Raw genomic sequence first — 22,319 nt, forward strand, 5'->3', positions numbered from 1 at the left:
ATTCATAAAAGCAACACCAAAATGACACATTTTATATATTACATGAAGAACCTATATCTTCCTAGACAATTACTGTGTAAAAATCTATTTACAACAAAACTGTAACCCTTCTGTTCTGAAATTTGTAATGACAAGATGGATCGAATATAATTATTTTGACCGATTAGTCAATTATAGAACTGGGTAGTCAGAAAGGAGGTTATCCCCCCAATGAGCGATAAAACTGTGGACAAGCAGGAACAGATTATTAAGATCGCCATGCAATTATTCGCTGTGAAAGGCTCCTCTTCCACGTCCATGCAAGAGATCGCCGAATTATGCGGAATTTCGAAGGGAAGCTTGTATCTAGTATTCAAATCCAAAGAAGAACTGGAACGCAGTATTTTTCTCTATTGTTACCGAATGATTCGTGATCCCTTATTACGTGAAGAGCAAGAAACCCAAAGAACACCGCGTGAGAAGCTTAGGAATCAAATAGAAATTCTACTGAGTCATGTGTACGAATTACGTGAGTTCTTACAGCGTCAAATTCAGGAAGTTGCCGGAAAAGGTTTTGATACTGAAGTACCGGAATGGCTGCGTAGAAACAATGCTTCCTTCTTGCGCTGGTTTCAGGTGAAGATGGAGACCCTTTATGGAAAAGACATCATCCCCTATACCGGAGATTTATGTATTGTAGGTCATGGACTAATCAAGTCATATATTGCGGTTATTTTTCGTCAGGATACCCACTTGTCCCTTGCCGTTATGGCTGATCATCTAATGAATCTACTAGATATTATTGTAGCTGGTCTTCTTAAAAGTAAGCAGGCTCCTCTCATCAACTCTACCATTCTTGCAAGCTGGATGGAGGAGAATGAGGAGAGTAAGCGCAAGAATCCACTGCAAATCATTAAGGACATGAAGACTGTGGTCAGTAAATTAGATAGTTTAGAACCCGAAGAGTCAGCCGATTTGCTGGAATCACTCAACATTCTAGAAGGCGAAGTTCTCTTACCACACCCACGCAAAGCAATCATACAGGGGATGTTGTCCAACCTCCAATCCTGCTCAGAGCTCACTACACCATTGGAAGAATTGAGGAAGCTGGTTACCTCTTTTTCAAATCATTCATGCGTATTTCGTTAATTGCTCTATAAAGAGTTCGTGAGAGAGAAGAACATGGATAGCGAGTATTATAAATTTTCAAAATGGCGCCCTATTTCGTAAAGAAAAGGCCCGAGAGGAGCAGAAACAACACTTATGAAAAGCTTAATTAATTTCTCGCTCAGGAACAAATTTGCCATTTGGCTTCTGACGATAATTATTGTATTTGCCGGTTTGTATAGCGGACTGACAATGAAGCAAGAAACCTTACCTAATATTAGTATACCCTATCTTAGCGTAACAACTATTTATCCGGGGGCTGCACCAGAAGGCGTCGTTAATGATGTCAGTAAACCGTTGGAGCAAAAGCTGCGCAATGTGGATGGTGTAAAGACAATCACCTCCACTTCTCTGGAGAATGCCTCCAGTATCCAAATCGAGTTTGATTATGGAACGAATCTGGATAATGCTACAGCAGCTGTTCGCGAAGCGCTGAATGAGGTCTCATTGCCAGACAATGTGCAAAAGCCTTCCATTTCCCGTTTTAGCCTTAGCTCAATGCCTGTCGTCTCCCTTAGTTTATCGAATGGGGATTCAGAAGATCTCGAGGAACTAACCCGTATTGCCGAGAACGATATTCGCCCTGCCCTTGAAGATGTTGAGGGTGTTGCTTCTATTCAAATCTCTGGACAATACGTCAAAGAAGTTTCGCTTAAGTTCAATCAAGAGAAGCTCAAGCAATACGGACTGACCGAAGATACGGTTAAAGGGATCATTCAAGGCTCTTCTCTCCGTGTTCCACTAGGACTGTTCGAGATGGACAAAGCTCAAAAGGCAGTTGTCGTGGATGGCAACATCACCACCGTTGAAGATCTTAAAAATGTGACCATTCCAGTAATGCCAACTGGTGCTGCTGGCGCTGGGGCTCCTGGAGCTGGCGCTGCCGATGCAGGTGCTGGAAGTGCTGCTGGTGCAGGCGCTGTTGGCGGAGCTGCTGGCGGAGCTGCAAATATGGGATTGCCAACCGTGAAGCTGGGAGAGCTTGCTACAATTGAGGTTGTTGGGAATTCTGAATCGATCTCCCGTACGAATGGTAAAGAATCGATCGGTATCCAGATTGTCAAAGCCAACGATGCCAACACTGTTGATGTCGTAAATGGTGTTAAGGACAAAACTGAAGAATTAAAAGCACAATATAAAGGCATTGACCTTACAGTTCTGCTTGACCAAGGTAAGCCGATTGAGGACTCCGTAAATACAATGTTGTCCAAAGCTGTATTTGGCGCCCTTTTCGCAGTAATTATCATTTTGGTCTTCCTGCGGAATATTCGTTCGACGATCATTTCTATCATCTCTATTCCTTTATCATTGCTGATCGCAGTATTATGTCTGCGTCAAATGGACATTACGCTTAATATGATGACCCTTGGTGCGATGACCGTTGCCATCGGACGGGTAGTCGATGACTCGATTGTCGTCATAGAGAACATATACCGGCGACTCTCGTTATCTGGCGAGAAGCTAAAAGGCCGGGAATTAATCAGTGCAGCCACTCGTGAAATGTTCGTACCAATCATGTCCTCTACGATTGTAACCATCGCGGTATTCTTACCGCTTGCTCTAGTAAGTGGTATGGTTGGAGAGCTGTTCTTGCCTTTCGCTTTAACCATGGTCTTCGCCCTGCTCGCTTCGTTGGTAGTTGCGATTACCCTGGTTCCTGCAATGGCACACTCCCTGTTCCGCAACGGATTGAAAGGTAAGAAGACGCATAGTGAGAAACCAGACAGAATGTCTGCTGGTTACCAAAAAATTCTGAACTGGTGTCTTTCCCATAAACTCGTTACGTTCGGAGTAGCGGTTCTGCTCCTTGCGGGCAGCTTGTTCCTGATCAAGCCTATCGGCGTTAGCTTTATGCCTTCCCAAGAGGATAAAACGGTTATGCTAACCTACTCACCGAAGGCTGGACAAAGAACTGAAGAAGTTCAAGAACAAGGCCTGAAAGCTGAGAAATATATTTTAGCGCAACAGCATGTAGATAAAATGCAATATTCCATTGGTGGCGGCGGCCCGATGGGTATGGGCGGATCCAGCAACTCAGGACTCTTTTTCATCGTTTACGATAGTAATACTCCTGATTTCGAAAATGTAAAAGAGAAGTTGATCGAAGGCTTAACCGCAGAAGTCCCAGATGGTGTGTGGGGCGATATGTCCGCGATGATGAGCGGAGGTATGGGTGGAAGCACGTTAACCGTGAATGTATTCGGAGACGAACTAGATCAAATTAAGCCGGTAGCGGATGAGATCGCCAAGATCGTACAGGCTGACACCACTAATTTCAAGGATGGCGAAACAAGTCTCAAAGAAGCTTACGATCAATATACGATTGTAGCGGATCAAGAAAAGCTTAGCTCCCTTGGACTTACAGCGGGACAAATTGCGATGAAGCTTGCTCCTGTAGGTACACGTCCAGTACTCACAGAAGTAGAAATGGACGGTAAGAACTACAAAGTCTATATCGAAACTGATAAAGAAACGTATAAGAGTATTAAAGAAATGGAAGAGGCTACATTGACTTCGCCACTAGGCATTTCCGTGCCAATCGGGCAAGTCGCTAAAATTGAAAACGGCTCTTCCCCTGACTCGATTACTCGGATGGACGGTAAAATGAAGGTGGATGTCACTGCCGAGATTATTTCAAGTGACGTCAATAGTGCTTCAAACCTCGTGAAGGAAAAAATAGATGCTATGGAATTACCTGATGGCGTGACGGTTAGCTTCGGTGGTGTAACCGAGCAGATCAATGACACATTTGGTCAATTAGGTATTGCTATGGCGGCTGCTATTGCCATCGTATACTTCGTGCTTGTGGTTACGTTTGGCGGTGGATTAGCTCCATTTGCTATCCTGTTCTCACTTCCTTTCACCATTATTGGGGTACTCGTAGCCCTTCTGATCGCTGGAGAAACCTTAAACGTCTCCTCCCTCATGGGTGCACTGATGTTGATTGGTATCGTAGTCACGAATGCGATTGTCCTCATCGACCGCGTTATTCATAAGGAAAAAGAAGGAATGACCACACGTCAAGCCTTGCTTGAAGCAGGCGGCACACGTTTACGTCCAATCCTGATGACTGCACTTGCAACGATTGGTGCATTGCTGCCACTGGTTACAGGACTTGAAAACAGTGCAGGGATCATCTCCAAGGGGCTAGGTGTTACCGTTATCGGCGGCTTGATCAGCTCCACACTGCTGACACTTGTAGTAGTGCCAGTCGTGTATGAATTCCTAATGAAATTCCGCAGTAAAAAGGTAATTGACTAGAACACTTGATACGAATCAAGTAAACATGCTAAATGAAGAAGCTGTCTCCAAAGTAGTGAATACTACTTATGGAGCAGCTTCTTTTTTATGGAATGGGCAAAGTAACCCATTAGACTTTTGTAGGTGGGTGATGAGTGGTTGGACGGGCGGGGGATTGACGATAGGCGATTTGCGATGAATAGTTGTGCGGTGGATAGTGGGTCTAAAACTAATTAGGGAAAAACTCCCTCTAAATTTTCGATAATCGCTCTAAATTAATGGAATCAGGGAATTTCTCCCTGTAATTTAGCTAATTCACCTGATTTAGCGCCAAATCAGGTGAATTATAGGGAGGTTTTCCCTAATTACAAGGTTTGTGATCAATAAACTCAGAATTTCAGGGAGAAATTCCCTAACTATTCTTCTAGACCATCAATTGGATCGTCATTTGGGACTTCACTCAGATTTTCATTTACTTGCTCCACTTGGACCCCCATTTAAATCACTATTTACACTTCCACAGCAAGAAAAACCCGACCTAATTTATAGGCCGGGCTCTGTATTATAGTGTTGTTATACCATTGCTGTTGCACTGCTCTCCAGCGAAGCTCTCCAGGAACGCAGCATCTGCAGATCAAGGGGTAGAAACTCAGCGAGCATATGGGAAAGTCCCAAATACAACGTACTATTCGTTGCTGCATTTAACTTCTCACAGAACTGTGGAGTCCATTGCAGTAAATGATCTTCCAAAAAGGCTACCTGAATATCAAGTAGATCCATAGCACTTCTAATTGAGAAGCTATTGTACAACATCCGCTCATGCATTACTGCCATAAATTCCAGCTCAATAGCAATATGATCATCAGCTTCACCATTACATTTGTTAAATACAATTCCTGCGGAAGTATATACATCAGCAAGCACGTTGCAGAAATCTTCAGAACGACCCAGAATAGCAGCTTCACGTAATTTAAAAGAGCTTACTGTCTGTTCGTGCATAAGCCGTTTATACTCTTGGGTCTCTTTCTCACATATATGGGGTAACTTATTCGGTTCCTGACTCAGATAGCGCTTCAGTTCCCGTCCGCCTTCCGTCATCTCTGCAGCAACACTCATCTTGCGATTGCGGCTCCACTGAGCCACAAGTGAGAGTGATGGTTTTCTGCCCAAAAAATCCACTAAAAGCTGATATATTAATCCCCGACTTTCCAACCAATGGCTAAATGCCTCCGGCACGGCGAGCGATGGAACAGTTTGCATAGTCATTTTGCAAATCCTCCTCATTGGGTTTCCCGGTCACACACCGTCACATAATCGACGTGCAATTTCCGGTATCCTTTCTGTTTTCGCAAAAGTGAACGTAAAAGTAATCCGCACCTAGATTATATCGGATATTAAAAACGCTTTCCGTGAGCATTCTATGACTAATCACTTCATTTGTCGTACTTTTGTCACATTTTCGCAAGTCTATTTCGGCTTTGTCATTCTATTTAGTTTGTCCATTATTATGCAATTAAATCACAACCCTCCTTATTCAAATAGGGGGAGTTTAACCCGTTCAATAGTTTGCTCATTGACGTACCCGCGAGCGATCTTTAAAATTCTAAACAAGTATAAATACCTTCGCCTCCTCTTAAGACGGGAAGCATTCAAAACACCAACAAATGAAGGGAGCAACGCTATGGAGCCGCTGACGGACCCTTTTGGACGTTTACATGACTACATCCGCATTTCGGTTACCGACCGCTGCAACCTGCGTTGCATTTATTGTATGCCAGCGGAAGGGATGGAATTCCAGCCGCAGGACGAGATTCTGAGCTATGAGGAAATCACCGCAGTTGTGGAATCGCTAGCACCACTTGGATTACGCAAGGTACGGCTAACAGGTGGAGAACCTCTTGTACGCAAAGACCTGGAGAAGCTAGTAACTATGATATCCGCCATTCCGGGGATCGACGATATTTCACTGACTACGAACGGATTAATGCTTCCAGCTAAAGCAGCGCTGCTAAAAGAAGCCGGGTTGTCACGGGTGAATATCAGTCTGGACTCTTTACGGCAAGATCGCTTCTCTATGATTACACGCGGCGGTGAGGTCTCCAAGGTACTAAAGGGGATCGAGGCAGCACAAGCTGCCGGGCTGGAGCCGATCAAGCTTAACGTTGTGTTGATGAAAGGGATTAATGATGACGAGATCAAAGACTTCATCTCCCTTACGTTGAACAGTCCACTAAATGTACGTTTTATTGAATATATGCCTATCGGAAGTGCTACTGATTCTTGGCGCCAATCCTATCTGCCGCTGGAAACCGTTATAGAAGCTTGTACTGCGGCCGGCTGGGAAACCGAGGAAGCTGAGATGCCATCTGGTAATGGCCCTTCCCAGAATCGGCGGGTTCTTGGAGCGCAAGGAACGTTCGGATTAATCCATCCCGTAAGCGATCACTTTTGCGATAACTGCAATCGACTAAGACTAACAGCAGATGGCCATATCAAAGCTTGTCTGTATTGGGAAGATGAGTACAATGTCCGCCCCCTAATAAGCGATCCCGCAGCAGTGCAGGCCTTATTCCGCAAAGCTCTGGGTAACAAGCCACATAACCACGAAATGGCATTAGCCTTGGAGAAAAAAGCACAAAGCCACACGCCGACGGCTCGGCGTATGTCTCAAATTGGAGGCTAGTCTGTCTCATTAAAAACGCCGCTTTCCCCAAGCCATCTGGGAAAAGCGGCGTTTCATTTAGAGATTGAAGGATAGCCTTCGCCATCCACTATTATAGATATAGAGCCTCGAGCAGCTTGTAAAGCGTCGTTGCTGCCTCCGCTCTTGTAGCATTGTTCTCAGGTCTGAACGTGTTATCCTCGAATCCACCCAAAATACCCGCTTCAACACCCGCTTTTACAGATGCCTGTGCCCATTGTGGAATGGAGGTAAGATCCGCGAAGTCCCCCTCTTTATCCGTTTTCTTATGGGCAGCCTTCAAAGCATTCGCGAGCATAACTGACATTTCGGCACGGGTAATCTTTTCTGAAGGCTCGAAGAACATTTTGCCGTTCACATCATATCCACGAAGGATTCCGGCACTTACCGCCGCTGCTACATCATCTGCAGCCCAAGCTGGAATCGCACTTTGATCCGCGAATTTCACTGTGCTACCTGTTGATTTCAAACCAAGCGCCCGTACAATCATAGAAGCGAACTGTGTCCGAGTAACATCCTCATTCGGACGGAAGGTATGATCCTCGTACCCTTTCATGACGCCCATACCGATTAGACGGTCTGTAAACGCCGTGGACCAATGAGTATTCAAACCGGTAATCGATGGGGCCTGATAATTAAACACAGCATATTTGGCAAGCTGATTTAAGCTTGCAGTTATAGTTCCACCTGTTTGACTCTGACCACCAACATAAATCCACTTTTTAAGCTGCTCATTGTAATAGTAGATAGCTGCTTTATGCCCCGATGTAATCTTGGTCGCATCGTAATTGAGGGACAGTTCCACAGGCTTATTGAGCATGCCTGCCTTGTCACTAGTAAGCTCTACTGCTTCACTCACAGCCTGAAGAGCGCCCATTGCTGGCGTCTCATCAGCAGCAATAACCGAAAAGGCAATTTCGCTGTTACCAGACAACGCTCCAGCCGGAATCGTAAAGCTGCCCACGTCTTTAAGTGTGCCCGTTCCTCCCTGCTGTGCTTTTACCTCCAATTCCACACGCGGAGTTGTAGAAGGCTGCTCTGTAGGAGATGGCGCCGCGGTAGGAGCTGGAGTTGCAACTGGTCCGTTGCCTCCTCCGTTATTATTCCCCTCTCCACTGCTAGTGCCCGCAGTTACAACTACTGTGCGTACAATCTCAGTAGCTGCATTGCCAGCCAAATCTGTCGCATTGTACTTCAGTGTATAGGTTCCTGGAGTCTGAACATCCACTGTTCCTGTCACCAGGATAGAGCCTGCAATCCCAACCTTGTCAGTAACGTCTGCACCCGGGTCCTTGAAGTCATCCCCTTGGGTCAGACTAAGACGGCTATCCCCCTTCAGGGTAATCACAGGTGCTGTACGATCGATATTCACAGCAAGCGGCAATGTTGTCTTATTTTCTAAAGAATCCGTTGCCTTGAATTGCAGTTGATGTTGGCCTTCTTTCGAAATCTCAATCACTTTCCCACTTTCATAGGGCAGGAAATTTCCGTTTACATCAGTCGCTAATTGAATGGATACATCCGCACCAGGAATATATACGCTAGCATACACGCTTACCGAAACACTCTGATTCGTCCAGTCACCACTTAAATAAGCTTGTCCGTTCTCAGTCTTTAATGTGCTATGAAGCGCCAATGGGGTGATACTATCATCTCCGCTTAGCGTTACTTCAAAAGACTTCGTTTCCGTAGCCAATCCCCGCTGAATTGTAGCTGTTAAGGTCAGCTTCGTATCCTTCTTAGGTTGGAAGATGATTCTACCTTCGTTCGTCATTAGAACCGGATTGGAGCTTTTCCACACAATACTTGTCCCGTGTTTGCCTTCGGTAGGCAACGTTAGATCAGAAGTTACTGCGCTTGTGTCTCCTAGATCTAATGCAGTCATAGTATCGTTAACTGCCTGCTGATCGCTGTACGACTCCACATCCACAAAAATCGGATTGGAATAAAACCACATATCACTATAATTACGGGCGTTGATTTCTTCGAAACGAGTTAAGTTATCGACGGTATTATTTTTTGGATCAATCTGCGGTTCACCGTTAACCGTTTCTCCCGCAACATCAGTTCCAAGGTTAGTCCCTCTTAACCGGAAATAACGATCCTTGTCCGCTGCCTCTACCTTATACTTAATAACATTGTAGCCTTCGGAATCTGTAGTCCAGTCCTCGCTTGTGAAGCGTTTCAACACTTTTGTTGTATCGTTAGTCGCTTTGGTGTAATCAGGTGTACCTGGATCAACCTTGCCATGGACTTCACCGGAGATCAAATCTACATGATCTACCTTAACAGCGTCGCCATTATTATTTTGCTGTGGACTTTTGAAACGGATCGTAAGCTCTAGGTCGTCCCCTTGTTTTACGTCCAGTTCTCCACCCATTTCTTCCTCTTGTCCATCTCCAGACACGTTAAACTCTAATACGTTGATGAGATCCCCAAAAACAGAGAATGATTTCCCTGACCGCATGCCATCTACGACAGCGTTAATATCGGAGCCATCCACCCAGGTATAGTTCTTGGAATACTCACCAGGCCAGTAACCGCTGGAAAATTGATCATTTTTTGTTTTGAAATGAAAATCTGAGTTAGCAAAATTCCAAAATCTGCGGCCCTCACCCAGCAGTGCGTCCCACATTCCTCCAAGCTGTGCAACCTTGACGTCTGTACCTCCGTAAGTCTCAGGCGTCTCTCCCCGGTCACTCGCCATCTGATTGCCCAGCATACCTTCAAAGCCGAAGACAAGATTCGGATTGATATTGTTAAAGTCACGGATATCCTCTATTTTAAGCTCCGAGCTTGTACCATTTTTTCTGGAGGGGTGATTGATCAGTACATAGCTATCTGGATAATGACTACTGAGCCATTTCATAGCTGTGCGAGTATCTTCTTTTGTAGAAAAAGCTCTGGTATCCGCCGCACTCCACTTAGCCACATCTGCCGGATCGAACATACTTACATCACGATTAGTAAATAAATATTCAAATTGATTAATAGCCTTCAAAGCTTCTGCGGACCCTGGATGATCTGTAACAATCCCAACTGCAGCATGATCGTATTGGGGCATATCCCACTCAAAGCCTGAAAAAATGATTTTTCCAGCATATTTGCCTTCTGCCTGTAACTTCTTAATTTTCTCATTCTGATAATCCACAATACCTTGTGACATCGGAATGGAGCCGCCAGGGAGATTCACCCCTTCGTCATCCCGGTCAGATACCCGAAGGTGATCAGCCAGTGCCATCCAGTCAAAACCATTTTGTTCAAATGCAGCATCGAGCACACTTTTCAATGACTCCTGAGCATCGTTCGATTCATACGTATGTGCATGGTATTCACCTGTCATCCATTTCCCTGAATGTTCAGAAGCAGTAGACGTGATATCAGGCGCTGATTCTCCTGAAGCACCATAAACTGTCTGTAATGAAAAGTTGGGTGCTAACAATAATACGGCAAGCGAACTAGTTAGAAAAACGCGAATTTTGCTCTTCTTCAAAATGATTAATCCTCCGATGTCTTTTGGATTTTCGTAGATTCTATATTTAGAATAGTAGAAAATTGTAAAGACATGTCGGATTTTGTTGCATGTTTATGTAAATATTCATATTTACATAAACAATGCCGATTTATTTCTTTGGCATTGGCAAGCTCACTACAAAAGCCGTTCCTTCACCCGGTCGGCTGGCCACGGTTACTTTACCGTTATGCAGCTCAACGATCTTCTTAACCAGTGATAGGCCCAGGCCACTACCGCCCCCGCTCGCTGTTCTAGCTTTGTCTGCCTTATAGAAGCGATCAAAGATGCGAGGTAAGTCTTCTTCAGAGATACCAATCCCACTATCTTGAATCTCCACCTCTACCCGCTCATCTATCGTTCGAAGCTTGATATGAATACATCCATTCCCGGGAGTGAATTTAATGCTGTTATGAAGAAGATTGGTCCAGACCTGGGTCATTAAATCTTTTACCGCAGTTACATTCACTTCTTCCAGCTCGGCCTCTACCTCTATATTTTTCTCCAGCCACTGTGGCTCAGAAGCCAGAATTGTATCTCTAAGCTGTTTGTCCAGACGATAAACCTGATTTTCAAACGGAAAATTACCCGATTCGAGCGCTGATAGCTTCAATAAATTATCACTGAGCCCAGATACGCGGGTACTCTCAGCCACAATAATATTAAGGTAGTGCCTCCTACTCTCCACATTCAGAGTCTCATCCTGCAGCGCAAGAGCAAACCCCCGAATCGAGGTTAGTGGAGATTGAATTTCATGCGATACGTTGGAGATAAAATCCTGGCGCATGGTCTCCATCTGACTCAGCTCACTTGCCATTACATTGATACTCTCAACAATTTCTCCAAATTCACCGTATTCCCTATTATTATCCAATACTACATTAAAATCACCCTTAGCAATTCGTCCTAACCCTTCAATGATTGATCTATAAAAGACACGTTCCCAGCCACGAAATAGCTTGGAGACTACCAATGCCATCATGAACAAGATCACAATACCGACCATCACGCTGATTAATTGGACCAAATAATCCGAGGAGGGGCGCCCAGCCCTGCTATATATCCAGTTCATTAGGAAATAAGCTGCAGTCCAGCTAATCCCAACGCCACCGAAATAAACAAAGGACATCCCAATCCGCTTAATGATCTCCTTAAATCGATTCATGCCTCAGCCTCCAACCGGTAACCTAGACCACGGATCGTACGAATAACGAATCCATAGTCATCCTGATTGAACCGTTCACGCAAACGGTTGATATGCACATCGAGTGTCCGCTCATTCCCTTCAAAATCATAACCCCAAATTTCTTCGATCAGCCTGTCTCTTGTCAATGTTTGCCCCGGATAGCTGCCCAGCTTAAACAACAGCTCAAATTCCTTAAGCGGCAAGGTAATTTCCCCATACTCTGAAGAGACCTCGTAGGTTTTGCGATTCATACGCAATCGGCCTACGGTCACACTTTGCGCGGCAGAAATCTGATATCGTTTAAGCAGCGCCTTTACTCTCGCAATAAGTACAACCGGCTCAAATGGCTTGACCAAATAATCATCACTACCCAACTCAAAGCCTTTTACAATTTGTGAGGTTTCCCCTTTGGCTGTCAGCATTAAAATCGGGAAATCATAGTTCTGGCGCATCCGCCGGCATAGCTCCCAGCCGTCCATGTTGGGCATCATCACATCAATAATAGCTAAATCTATGTTATTACCTTCCAGAATCTGAAGAGCCTCCAGTCCATCGGAAGCTCCATAGATCTCATCCATTCCTTCAGCTCTCAGAAATACTTCTACCAATTCGCGGATGTGCGGATCGTCGTCCACTACTAGTATTTTTGTCATGTATCACTGGAGCCTCCTCTTCAATGTCCTGAACCTCGGGGTTATTCATCTGTAGCTGCTGGGTGGCAAATTCACGATACAGCTCATGGTTTTCCAGTAGTTCCTCATGACTTCCCATTCCGGTAATTTGACCTTTTTCCATAAAAATAATCTGCTCTGCATTTACAACAGTAGCCAAACGGTGCGCAATTACAATCGTAGTTCGACCCTTCATCAGATTGGACAGTGCCTTCTGCACCACGGCTTCTGATTGGCTATCCAAACTGGAAGTGGCTTCATCAAGCATAAGAATCTTCGGGTTCCGCAGCAGTGCTCTAGCAATAGCAATCCGTTGCCGCTGTCCACCAGACAGCTTCACACCTCTTTCGCCGACATCCGTATTATATCCTTCAGGAAGTGCATCAATAAAGCCATCTGCATAAGCCATTGCTGCTGCTGCGTGCATCTCCTCCCTGCTAACGTCACGATCCAATCCATAGGTTAAATTCTCAGCAATCGTACCGGCCAACAGTGGACTTTCCTGTGAGACATACCCTATAAGCTTCCGCCACGAACGCAATGAGAATGTAGACACTGGCTTGTCACCCAGCTTAATCAGACCTGACTGAGGCTCGTAAAAACGTTCTAGCAACGAGAACAACGTGGTCTTACCGCCCCCGCTCGGTCCGACAATAGCCGTCACCTGACCAGGAAGCATCTGGAAGCTCACATCATTCAATACCTTCTCACCATTTTTATAACCAAAGCTTAATCCCTCTACTGAGATCGGACCTTCTGTGCCATTTGCCTCTTCCTGTCCCTCATATACTTCCTCTTCTGCTGCCAAGGTCTCAATAATACGCTCTGAGGCACCCTTAGCTTTCTGAATCTGTGTGAAGAACGTAGTCAGTTGAGTAAGTGGCATAATAATCTGAATAAGATAAAGAATAAAGGCGACCAGTTCTCCAGCCGTCAAGACGCCGGAAGATACCTGCATCCCACCATAACCGATAATGACCACAAGCAGCATCATAAAAACAAAGGAGACGAGTGGACTGATCATCGCGCTAATCTTGCCTTCACGAATACCAAAGGAAAGCAGGTTCATAATTCCATTCTTGCCTGCCTCGTACTCTTTTTTCTCTGCGCCTGAGGATTTGACCAGACGGATCTCAGATAAAACACCACTAAGTGTAGCAGTAAAAGAAGCGGTCTCATCTTGCATTCCCTTGGAAATTTTGTACATCTGCCGCCCAAGTGGTACTAGTATCAGCGCCGAAAGTGGAAGAACAGTGAATAGAACAAGTGTCATTTTCCAATTTAAAAATAGCAGAACTGAGATCGAACCTACAATGGAAATCACTCCGGTAAATAAGCTGGCTAGATGTTCAGAAATCAGCGTTTTGATGATCCCTGTATCATTCGTCATGCGGCTGACACTTTCTCCCGTTCGGTTGTCATTATAATAAGCCACAGGCAGAACTAGAAATTTACGCCACAGTCGGTCCCGCAGACCTGCAACCATCTTCTGACCTGCATAATTGAGCAGATAGATAGAGATCCCTCCCGCAATGGTCTGCGCAATAAACGCAGCTGCTATACCCGCAATCTGCAGCTTGCTCACGGAGGCCAGAGAGAAGCCATCCACCAAGTTCTTAGTGAACATTGGGATGACCAGACTGACCAATGTCGATATCATGCTTAACGCAATGGCTATAGCCAATAAGCCGTATGAAGGCTTGGTTTCTCTTAGTAGCGTTAAGAACGGCTTCAGCGCCATCTTTCGCTTGGATTCGGATTTCTTCATGACAATGACTCCCCTTTTCTAAATAGCTCTACGAGAAAAGCATAGTAATATCTTTCTCGCCTTACACCCATCCTATCTGCAGATTGTAAACTGAAGTTAAACGCGCCGATCAGACAATACTGCCTTGTCATTTCCCATCCTGCGGGAATAGTCACAGGCCAAAATAACGCCCGTTACACTTAGCGTTTGTACCTTCTACGCACGCGTTCACGCATTTTTTGTCGCTTATCGTCTCAAACATAAATAAAACCCAAAATAATGTAAAAAAGTAAAAAAGGGTGTTTGTATCCCTTTTCAACACGTGTTACAGTGATAGAAGGGCCTACTATTGGCCACTCTACTCCATGCAAGATATTTAGTGAGAAAGGAGTGAACCATTTGCGAAAAGGCGTTATTCCATCTTCTATCACGTCTTTAAAATGGTTCAATTTTTTTGTATATGGAACCATGGTCCTCTTCACCAGCTTCTTTCAACTATACCTGCTGGATGTAGGGATGAACAAATTAGAGATTGGTGTCTTATTCTCTATGGGAGCGCTAGTATCCATATTTGCAAATCCATTTTGGGCGTTCTTAACAGACCGTTCTCAGAATATACGGCGTATCGTTTTGCTAATGTTATTCGGAACGCTAGTGTTCTCACAGTTTATGTTTCGAGCAAATACATATGAAACGATCTACAACGCCATTATTTTGTTCTATTTCTTCCAAGGACCACTATTTGCTCAAAGCAACACGATGATTCTCAGCTATATTGACGGGACTAATCAGCGCTTCCGTTCTTTCCGGCTTTGGGGTTCAATAGGGTGGGCAGTGATTGCGATTGTTGCCGGCTTTATCCTGGATTGGGCTGATGTATCCGTCTTGACCTATCTGCTTACAGCGTTACTAGGTGCATCAATCCTATCCGTTCTTGTATTGCCTAAAATTAACCATACCATTATGAGAGCTCCGATGCCGTATAAGGGCTTAAGTAAGTTGATTTTCAATCCTTTTTTCTTGTGCTTTTTATTGTTTGGTATTCTGGTATCCATTCCAAACACTATGAACACCACATTCATATCCTTGTATATTACGGATCTGGGCGGCTCTAAAAAAATGATCGGTCTTGCCGTATTCCTCTCCTCCATTTTGGAGGTAGGCGTATTCGTTCTCTGTGACCGGTTCCTGAAACGTAAAATTTCTGTCCTGCTCGGCTGGCTTGCATTGGTCAGTGGTTTGTTCGTTCTGCGTTGGTGGTTTATGGCTGATGCGACTACTGCCCTTCAAGTGGTGTTCATTCAAATTTTACACTGCATAACGTTCGGCGGCTTTTTCTATGTAGGTACCCAATTGACGATGCTCCTGATTCCACGGCCTTATCGCTCTTCCGGACAAGCGCTCTACACCCTAAGCTGGAGTGGGATATCCGGTTTCATTGGAGGTATTCTCGGAGGTTGGATGTATCAGTATCTGGGTGCACAAAGCATGTATCAGACGGGTGTATTCTTGACGCTTATTGGAACGCTTGGCTTTGGTTTCATGTGGCTCTTTGTTAGCCGTGGTGGGTATCGCCCCCCTTCAGAGGAAGATGAAGAGATCTTCGACATCGAAGCATTATAATTCAACAAAAAGCAGGCTCAAACGTACCTATTCGGGACGTTTGAGCCTGCTTTTTGTTGTTACCTTGATTAATTTATCTGTTTAGCCTTGTTTAGGAGGCTGAAATGAACTCTTCAGTGAAACGATAAGATTGAATACGAGATGTTCAGGCGCCGAATATTTGCTATCCACATTAAAATAGCCATGACGGAAGAACTGGAATTTATCCTGAGCCACGCTATCCTTAAGCGCAGGTTCAACAAACCCTTGTAGGATTTCTATGGACTTAGGATTAAGCTGATCTAAGAAGCTAGGCTCCGATTTCTCTACCGAGGAATCCAAACCTTCAACCTCCACAGCCTCATCCGCTTCTTCAGCAGAAATCAGAGGCTCGTATAGACGGAATTCCGCAGGAACCGCTTGGCTAGCTTCAACCCAGTGCAACGTACCTTTTACCTTGCGGCCTGTAAATCCACTTCCGCTCTTCGTTTCCGGATCATACGTACAATGCAGCTCCACTACCTCGCCATTCTCATCCTTAATAACCTCATTACATTTGATGAAATAAGCATGCTTCAGACGTACTTCATTACCAGGGAACAACCGGAAATATTTGTTCGGCGGATTCTCCATAAAGTCATCACGCTCAACATAAATTTCACGCGAGAACGGAATTTGACGTACGCCCATTTCCTCATTCTCTGTATTATTCTCCGCTTCAAGCCATTCTGTTTGACCTTCTGGATAATTGGTGATAACAACCTTAAGCGGTCGTAACACAGCCATAGTACGCGGTACAGTTAGCTTAAGATCCTCACGGATAAAGTGCTCCAGCATTTGCAGGTCCACCAGACCCTGACTCTTAGAGATACCCGCTTCATACACGAATTTACGAATCGCTTCCGGCGTATATCCTCTACGGCGTAGACCAGAGATCGTAGGCATCCGTGGATCATCCCAACCATCCACATGTCCTTCGTCTACAAGCAGCTTCAGCTTACGCTTACTAGTCATCGTTTGAGCCAGATTCAGACGACCAAATTCATATTGATGAGGGACAGCTGGCATCTCACACTCCGCTACAACCCAATCGTAGAATGGACGTTGATCTTCAAATTCGAGCGAGCAAAGGGAGTGAGTAATCCCCTCAATAGCATCTTCTAACGGATGAGCGAAGGTATACATTGGGTAGATACACCATTTATCGCCTGTGTTATGGTGATGTGCATGTGTAATCCGATAAATTACAGGATCACGGAGGTTAATGTTCGGTGACGCCATGTCAATCTTGGCGCGAAGAACCTTCTCACCGTCCTTGAATTCGCCTGCACGCATACGCCGGAACAGATCCAAATTCTCTTCGATACTACGATCACGATGCGGACTGTTCTTTCCTGGTTCCGTCAGCGTTCCACGCAATTGACGAATTTCATCCGCACTGAGGTCATCGACATAGGCTTTGCCCTTTGTAATTAATAATTCGGCACGTTTGTACATTTCCTCAAAATAATCAGATGCAAAACGCAGCTCTTCCCATTCATAACCGAGCCACTTTACATCTTCCTGAATCGAGTTTACATATTCCGTATCCTCTTTAGCCGGATTCGTGTCGTCAAATCTTAGGTTAGTCTTGCCACCGAACTCGTCCGCCAGTGTAAAGTTAATCCAGATCGCCTTGGCATGTCCGATATGTAAATAACCGTTCGGCTCCGGCGGAAAGCGTGTGATAACTTCCTTTACTTTACCGGTACGGAGGTCTTCGGTAATAACATTCTTAATAAAATTGGAGGGGGTGCTACGGTTCTCCACAGCTATCAACCTTTCATTCTGTAGTGTTACACTACTTCTTGTATAAACATGTTTCCTACTAATATACCCGTTAACCGTAGATTGTTCAATAAAAGGGGGCACAAGGCACGGATCATTTTTTAGTGTCTTTAGACCTTTTGACTTCTGTCAGGGCGATAGAGTAGCATGATAATCATAAGAAATAATCCATAATCATACATAAGGCCTTGTGCCAAAAAGGAGGCAACCGCTTGTTTAATTATGTCATCGATGAAGAGCTGATGTTAAAGCCGCTACTGCCAGAGCACGCTCGGCACATGTTCGCGTTAGTAGAGCACTCACGGGAACGACTACGACAATGGCTCCCTTGGGTGGATGCCGTTACGGAACAGGCCCACACTCTAAATTTCATCAAAAATGCGGTTAAACAAAGCACTGACAATGGTGCTTTTACCGCTGGACTATGGGTTCGCGGTGAGCTCGCCGGTGTTATTGGGTATCACCAGATTGACTGGCATAACCGATCTGTTGGGATCGGCTACTGGCTGGGTGAAGGATATGAAGGTAAAGGGTATATGACCAGTGCCTGTCGGGTTCTAGTAGACTATGCACTACTGGAAATGGAGCTGCAACGTGTAGAAATTCGCTGCGCGACCGGAAATGTTTCCAGCCGGGCGATCCCGGAACGACTTGGTTTTGTCCTTGAGGGTGTGATTAGACAGTCAGAGAAACTGCCTGACGGCTACGTCAACCATGCCGTATACGGTTTATTGCGTAGTGAATGGCAGCTGCTCGGCTAAGTTAGGCTAAGCAAGCAGCACATATAAGCTCATAAATAGAAATAAACCTGGAAGGCACACGCCTCCAGGCTTATTTTGGTTTGTAGATAGTGTTTAACTCTCCGGCAGGCCCAGCTGTTTTCGAAACTTGTTCCGCACTACGGCGGAGAGAGTTTCTAGCTCCGCAAGAGCTGCCAGTGCAGCTTCCTCTTGCAGCCCTACTTGCATTAAATGTAGTACATGCGCCACGGACGCACCGCCAGCTCCACTCTCTTTTTTGACAATCGCATCTCCTGTTGAGATCTTTCCTTCACGAAGCACACGCAAGTAAAATCCGCTATATCTAGTGTCCAGCACTTGAGCCGGGAGATCTGCCGGGCCATGCTTTTGTGAGATTTTGAAGCAAGGATAACGTGGCTGGCTGACCTGCAGCACAGTGGTACCTATTTCGTACACATCGCCAATGCAAACATCTGTCTCTAATAAGCCGGCAGTTGTTATATTTTCTCCGAAGGCAGAGTATTCCAGTTTCTTTCCAAGCTGCTGCTCCCAGTAGGGATAATGCTCGATGGGGTAGGCACAAACTGCCTTGTCAGGGCCCCCGTGATGTTTCAGATCCGCCTGACCATCTCCGATAAAACCATTAGTATTTAACTGAACTGATCCTTCTACAGGCATTTTATAAATCCCAGTCTCCAAAGGTTTCCCCCGATAATCCACTGTTACTGGCCGCCCCACATTAAGTGAGATGATCTCCATATCCTTCTCCTCCTGTCAGCATGCAGCACATAAAGATTTCATCCACGTATCGACCGCCAAGATAAAACTCCTCCCGCAGACGTCCCTCTTCCACAAACCCGCATTTACGATAAAAAGAAAGCGCTGATTCATTACAGGATAATACGCGTAGACGCAGCTTACGAATGGCGTTATCTGCGGCATGTTCCTTAATAGCCTCTATGAGCTGCCGGCCAATACCTAAACGTTGATAATCCGGATGAACAGCAATATTAACCTCGCACACATGCCTGTTACTCTCCATTCGACTAGGGCAGCCAAACCCAACATATCCGCATAGCTTGTCATCCTTTAGCGCTACTAGCTGCGAACCCGGGGGAGCATTCAGTAGATAATCCTCTTGGGAACGCCACATTAATGGCCCCGGGCTAGTGTTCTCCGTCCAGATCATATGATCCAGATGAATCAGTTCCCGCACGTCTTTAATCTCTGAGAACCTTATTATAAACCTATCCTTGTTGCTAAGTTTCATAAAGATGTACACCCCTTGCCTTGCACCTCTATAGAATTCACAGTAGATCATTTGAATCCACTATGCTCAACTCTCAACTATCCCATTGACCGCTCCAATGAATTTCCTCGGCGGTTGATATACGCATGAACGATAAAGAATCCTACGGACAGCAGTGCCATCGCACATGCCAACCATGCGGTAGGCGCTAAGCCTCCACTATCGTATAACCTACCCATTAAGTATGGTCCAATCACCCTACCGACTGCCCCCATGCCTCCACTTAGCCCTAAATAAAAAGGAGCACTGCGACCTGCATGATCCGAAATAAAGGAAGGCATGGCCGGAGATATCAGCATTTCCCCAAGCGTAGCGAGTACCATCCCAAGCACTAGACCTGAATAAGTCGGCATCCATAAAAGAACAGCATACCCACCCAAATAAAATAGAGCACTTACTGTCATTTGTGCCGTTGAGGTAGATGCGAACCAGCGTTTAATTACTGTTACGAGCGGCTGAGCTGCAAAAATGAGAATTCCGTTAAGCGTCCAGAGAAAACCATAAGTCTTCTTAGGCCAGCCCTCAGAAATAATGAACGGAGATACCCCTGTATTCCAGATAGAGTTCCCTAATAGTAGGAACATCGAGGCAATACCCATATAAAGATAAATTCGTGTATGCCCCATTAACTTCCAGGTAGATTGTTTGTCAGGACCAGCCTTCTGGTGTTCTGCGACCTCCTGTGAAGAATCTCCTCCGACTTTCTTGAGATATACAAAAAAGAATACCGCAAATACCGCTGAAGTTACGCCGTTCATCACAAAGCTGAGCATATAAGAAATATCGGCCAAAAAACCACTTAACGCCGTACCCAGTGCTACACCAATATTATTAGCGACATAAATAACATTAAACAGCTCTCCGCGCTGCTTCGTAAAACGAAAGCCGATAAATGCCTGAATCGCAGGTAAGGACAGTGAATTAAAGAGCCCTACCAGTCCCATCGCGACCATAAATAACGTCCAGTTGTTACTTGCTGCCGGCAAAGTGAACAGAGCAAGTGCATTCATGCCCAGCGCTCCAACAATCAGCCGGTTAACGCCTACCTTATGATAGAGTGAGCCCCCGAGTAGTTGACCCACAATTCCTCCAACTGATTGAATAAGAATCACTAATCCGGCATCCGACATGCTGCGTCCAAGCTCATCAAAAACATACATTGTAACCAATGGCCACATCAGCGCACTACCCGTTGCATTAATAAGACTAGCAATTAAAAATATCTTAACCTCTTTAGGATAATTCTGTAAAAACTTCATAAGTAGTGTACATCCCCTGTAATATATGTGTCATTATTCCATCCAGTATTATCCCAAAACAGGGTTCAGGGCAAGCAGACGCATTGACGTGCTATCGTGATAAAGTCTCAGTATACTTCACCTCTTATTTAGGACTAACTTCTAACGTAGCTGAGAAAAAAGTAGCACCTTTCACGTCCGCAGTCCTCCCTATTTCTACTATCTATTTATATTTTATAGTTGCCGCTGTCTTCCGTAAAGTAGACTAAACAATAATGAAGTGTTTCGTTATTACAAAGTCGGGGTAATAGAGCCTAGAAACACTCCCCCTTTTAAAATTCGCTGTGCATCCGAATTCGTTCCCCCGAGCTCGGATACATCACGGCGGATTTTATTTGTCTATACAGCAAAAAGCACCCCTCGACTATTCTAAGGAGTGCTCTATAAGATAGGTTTAGGCGTGTTTTTTTACACCGCTGCCAGACATGCTGTCTACGGACTGAATAGATGCAGGCTCTTTGCGCAGGTAAGCCATCCAATAAGCTGCCGCAACAAAGATCGCACCGCCCGTCAAGTTGCCTAGCCATACCGGAACAAAATTGTTGAAGTACTCTCCCCATGAAAAATAACCTTCAAAAATAGCTGCCGGAATTAAGAACATGTTGGCTACAACGTGCTGGAAGCCGATAGCTACAAAAGCCATCGTTGGGAACCAGATGCCGAGGATTTTGCCACTGAAGTTATCTGCTCCATAGGAGAGCCATACCGCCAAAGCTACGAGCCAGTTACAACCGATACCGGAAACAAATGCCGGCAAGAAGTCTGCCTCAAGCTTATGGCCTGCCATCTCCACTAATTTTTCCAAATACACACCGTCAGAGGTTAAACCAACCACGTGACCAAAAAAGTAAGCTACAAACAAAGCTCCCGCTAGATTGCTCAGGGTAATCAATACGAGATTCTTAACCACTTCCCAGAAGGATATCTTTTTCGCCATAAAAGCAAGTGGCACAGCCATCATATTGCCTGTCAGCAGTTCTCCTCCTGCAAGCAGTACTAGAATCAATCCGACAGGGAATACAGCTGCCCCAATAAAGTTAGCGATGGATCCCCATTCATGTGGTGCGCCAGCAATGACGCGAATATCCAGTAAAAATCCGAGCGCGATAAACGCTCCTCCCAGAAAGCCCAGAATTAGTACGGTGCTTAAAGGATTGTGCGCCTTTTTTATGCCGTTCTCGACCGTGACTGCGGCAATCTGCTGCGGTTTATTATAAGCCATGATTCCTATCCCCTTCATCTATTTACTTAAAATTTGTTCCTTTACGACCATTGTAGCGTGTCATAAAACACATTAACGTGATAATTATCACTTAATGAAAAACTAAGTGAAACTTTTCA

15 protein-coding genes are annotated in these 22,319 nt (G+C 45.1%); 5 read left to right on the plus strand and 10 right to left on the minus strand.

From position 1 onward, the window contains the following. Positions 1–210: 210 nt before the first annotated feature. Both H70737_RS27790 and H70737_RS27795 read left to right on the plus strand, forming a co-directional pair. Positions 211–1,128 (plus strand): TetR/AcrR family transcriptional regulator, encoded by a 918-nt coding sequence (locus H70737_RS27790; protein ID WP_042192504.1) that lies wholly within the window; start codon positions 211–213, stop codon positions 1,126–1,128. A 114-nt stretch (positions 1,129–1,242) separates the two neighbouring features. Continuing rightward, on the plus strand, positions 1,243–4,407 hold the full coding sequence (locus H70737_RS27795) for an efflux RND transporter permease subunit (RefSeq protein ID WP_042192507.1): 3,165 nt from the start codon (positions 1,243–1,245) through the stop codon (positions 4,405–4,407). Between the two features lie 552 nt (positions 4,408–4,959). On the opposite strand, the gene H70737_RS27800 is transcribed toward H70737_RS27795, so the two are convergent. After that, positions 4,960–5,652, minus strand: coding sequence for a TorD/DmsD family molecular chaperone (locus tag H70737_RS27800; protein ID WP_042192508.1), 693 nt, complete (start codon positions 5,650–5,652; stop codon positions 4,960–4,962). Between the two features lie 415 nt (positions 5,653–6,067). Between H70737_RS27800 and moaA the strand changes: the two genes are divergently transcribed. Further along, on the plus strand, positions 6,068–7,069 hold the full coding sequence (gene moaA, locus H70737_RS27805; protein ID WP_042192510.1) for a GTP 3',8-cyclase MoaA: 1,002 nt from the start codon (positions 6,068–6,070) through the stop codon (positions 7,067–7,069). Positions 7,070–7,160: 91 nt separating this feature from the next. On the opposite strand, the gene H70737_RS27810 is transcribed toward moaA, so the two are convergent. The 4 genes from H70737_RS27810 to H70737_RS27825 all read right to left on the minus strand — a co-directional run bounded on the left by H70737_RS27810 (position 7,161) and on the right by H70737_RS27825 (position 14,223). After that, positions 7,161–10,580, minus strand: coding sequence for an S-layer homology domain-containing protein (locus H70737_RS27810; protein WP_231573355.1), 3,420 nt, complete (start codon positions 10,578–10,580; stop codon positions 7,161–7,163). A 130-nt stretch (positions 10,581–10,710) separates the two neighbouring features. After that, complete coding sequence (locus H70737_RS27815; protein WP_042192515.1) at positions 10,711–11,763, minus strand: sensor histidine kinase; 1,053 nt, start codon at positions 11,761–11,763, stop codon at positions 10,711–10,713. After that, positions 11,760–12,437, minus strand: a complete 678-nt coding sequence (locus H70737_RS27820) for a response regulator transcription factor (RefSeq protein ID WP_042192517.1) — start codon at positions 12,435–12,437, stop codon at positions 11,760–11,762. The genes H70737_RS27815 and H70737_RS27820 overlap by 4 nt, the downstream gene beginning before the upstream one ends. After that, positions 12,367–14,223 (minus strand): ABC transporter ATP-binding protein, encoded by a 1,857-nt coding sequence (locus H70737_RS27825; RefSeq protein WP_042192519.1) that lies wholly within the window; start codon positions 14,221–14,223, stop codon positions 12,367–12,369. Before H70737_RS27825 ends, H70737_RS27820 begins: the two co-directional genes overlap by 71 nt. A gap of 369 nt (positions 14,224–14,592) precedes the next feature. Between H70737_RS27825 and H70737_RS27830 the strand changes: the two genes are divergently transcribed. Next, the gene (locus tag H70737_RS27830) at positions 14,593–15,825 is read left to right on the plus strand and encodes an MFS transporter (protein WP_427470100.1); all 1,233 of its coding nucleotides are present in this window, start codon (positions 14,593–14,595) and stop codon (positions 15,823–15,825) included. An 81-nt stretch (positions 15,826–15,906) separates the two neighbouring features. Here the strand turns inward: H70737_RS27830 and H70737_RS27835 are convergent, their stop codons facing one another. Beyond that, positions 15,907–17,613 carry a glutamine--tRNA ligase/YqeY domain fusion protein gene (locus tag H70737_RS27835; protein ID WP_042192523.1) on the minus strand — a complete coding sequence of 569 codons (1,707 nt, stop codon included), beginning with the start codon at positions 17,611–17,613 and terminating at the stop codon, positions 15,907–15,909. A gap of 230 nt (positions 17,614–17,843) precedes the next feature. Here H70737_RS27835 and H70737_RS27840 point away from each other — a divergent pair, with 230 nt between their 5' ends. Then, positions 17,844–18,392, plus strand: a complete 549-nt coding sequence (locus tag H70737_RS27840) for a GNAT family N-acetyltransferase (protein WP_042192525.1) — start codon at positions 17,844–17,846, stop codon at positions 18,390–18,392. A gap of 93 nt (positions 18,393–18,485) precedes the next feature. Here the strand turns inward: H70737_RS27840 and H70737_RS27845 are convergent, their stop codons facing one another. The 4 genes from H70737_RS27845 to H70737_RS27860 form a co-directional block, all read right to left on the minus strand. Beyond that, positions 18,486–19,130, minus strand: coding sequence for an MOSC domain-containing protein (locus tag H70737_RS27845; protein ID WP_042192527.1), 645 nt, complete (start codon positions 19,128–19,130; stop codon positions 18,486–18,488). Further along, positions 19,111–19,641, minus strand: a complete 531-nt coding sequence (locus tag H70737_RS27850) for a GNAT family N-acetyltransferase (RefSeq protein WP_042192530.1) — start codon at positions 19,639–19,641, stop codon at positions 19,111–19,113. The genes H70737_RS27845 and H70737_RS27850 overlap by 20 nt, the downstream gene beginning before the upstream one ends. A gap of 77 nt (positions 19,642–19,718) precedes the next feature. After that, the gene (locus H70737_RS27855; protein WP_042192532.1) at positions 19,719–20,939 is read right to left on the minus strand and encodes an MFS transporter; all 1,221 of its coding nucleotides are present in this window, start codon (positions 20,937–20,939) and stop codon (positions 19,719–19,721) included. Between the two features lie 433 nt (positions 20,940–21,372). After that, entirely contained in the window at positions 21,373–22,200 is an 828-nt protein-coding gene (locus H70737_RS27860; RefSeq protein ID WP_042192534.1) for a formate/nitrite transporter family protein, read from the minus strand. Positions 22,201–22,319: the final 119 nt, after the last annotated feature.

Source organism: Paenibacillus sp. FSL H7-0737 (assembly GCF_000758545.1).
Lineage (GTDB): Bacteria > Bacillota > Bacilli > Paenibacillales > Paenibacillaceae > Paenibacillus_AQ.

Bases quoted from the DNA above. Each gene is read 5' to 3' on its own strand.
- H70737_RS27790 (WP_042192504.1), top strand. From the start codon at position 211: ATGAGCGATAAAACTGTGGACAAGCAGGAACAGATTATTAAGATCGCC.
- H70737_RS27795 (WP_042192507.1), top strand. From the start codon at position 1,243: ATGAAAAGCTTAATTAATTTCTCGCTCAGGAACAAATTTGCCATTTGG.
- H70737_RS27800 (WP_042192508.1), bottom strand. From the start codon at position 5,652: ATGACTATGCAAACTGTTCCATCGCTCGCCGTGCCGGAGGCATTTAGC.
- moaA (WP_042192510.1), top strand. From the start codon at position 6,068: ATGGAGCCGCTGACGGACCCTTTTGGACGTTTACATGACTACATCCGC.
- H70737_RS27815 (WP_042192515.1), bottom strand. From the start codon at position 11,763: ATGAATCGATTTAAGGAGATCATTAAGCGGATTGGGATGTCCTTTGTT.
- H70737_RS27820 (WP_042192517.1), bottom strand. From the start codon at position 12,437: ATGACAAAAATACTAGTAGTGGACGACGATCCGCACATCCGCGAATTG.
- H70737_RS27825 (WP_042192519.1), bottom strand. From the start codon at position 14,223: ATGAAGAAATCCGAATCCAAGCGAAAGATGGCGCTGAAGCCGTTCTTA.
- H70737_RS27845 (WP_042192527.1), bottom strand. From the start codon at position 19,130: ATGGAGATCATCTCACTTAATGTGGGGCGGCCAGTAACAGTGGATTAT.
- H70737_RS27850 (WP_042192530.1), bottom strand. From the start codon at position 19,641: ATGAAACTTAGCAACAAGGATAGGTTTATAATAAGGTTCTCAGAGATT.
- H70737_RS27855 (WP_042192532.1), bottom strand. From the start codon at position 20,939: ATGAAGTTTTTACAGAATTATCCTAAAGAGGTTAAGATATTTTTAATT.
- H70737_RS27860 (WP_042192534.1), bottom strand. From the start codon at position 22,200: ATGGCTTATAATAAACCGCAGCAGATTGCCGCAGTCACGGTCGAGAAC.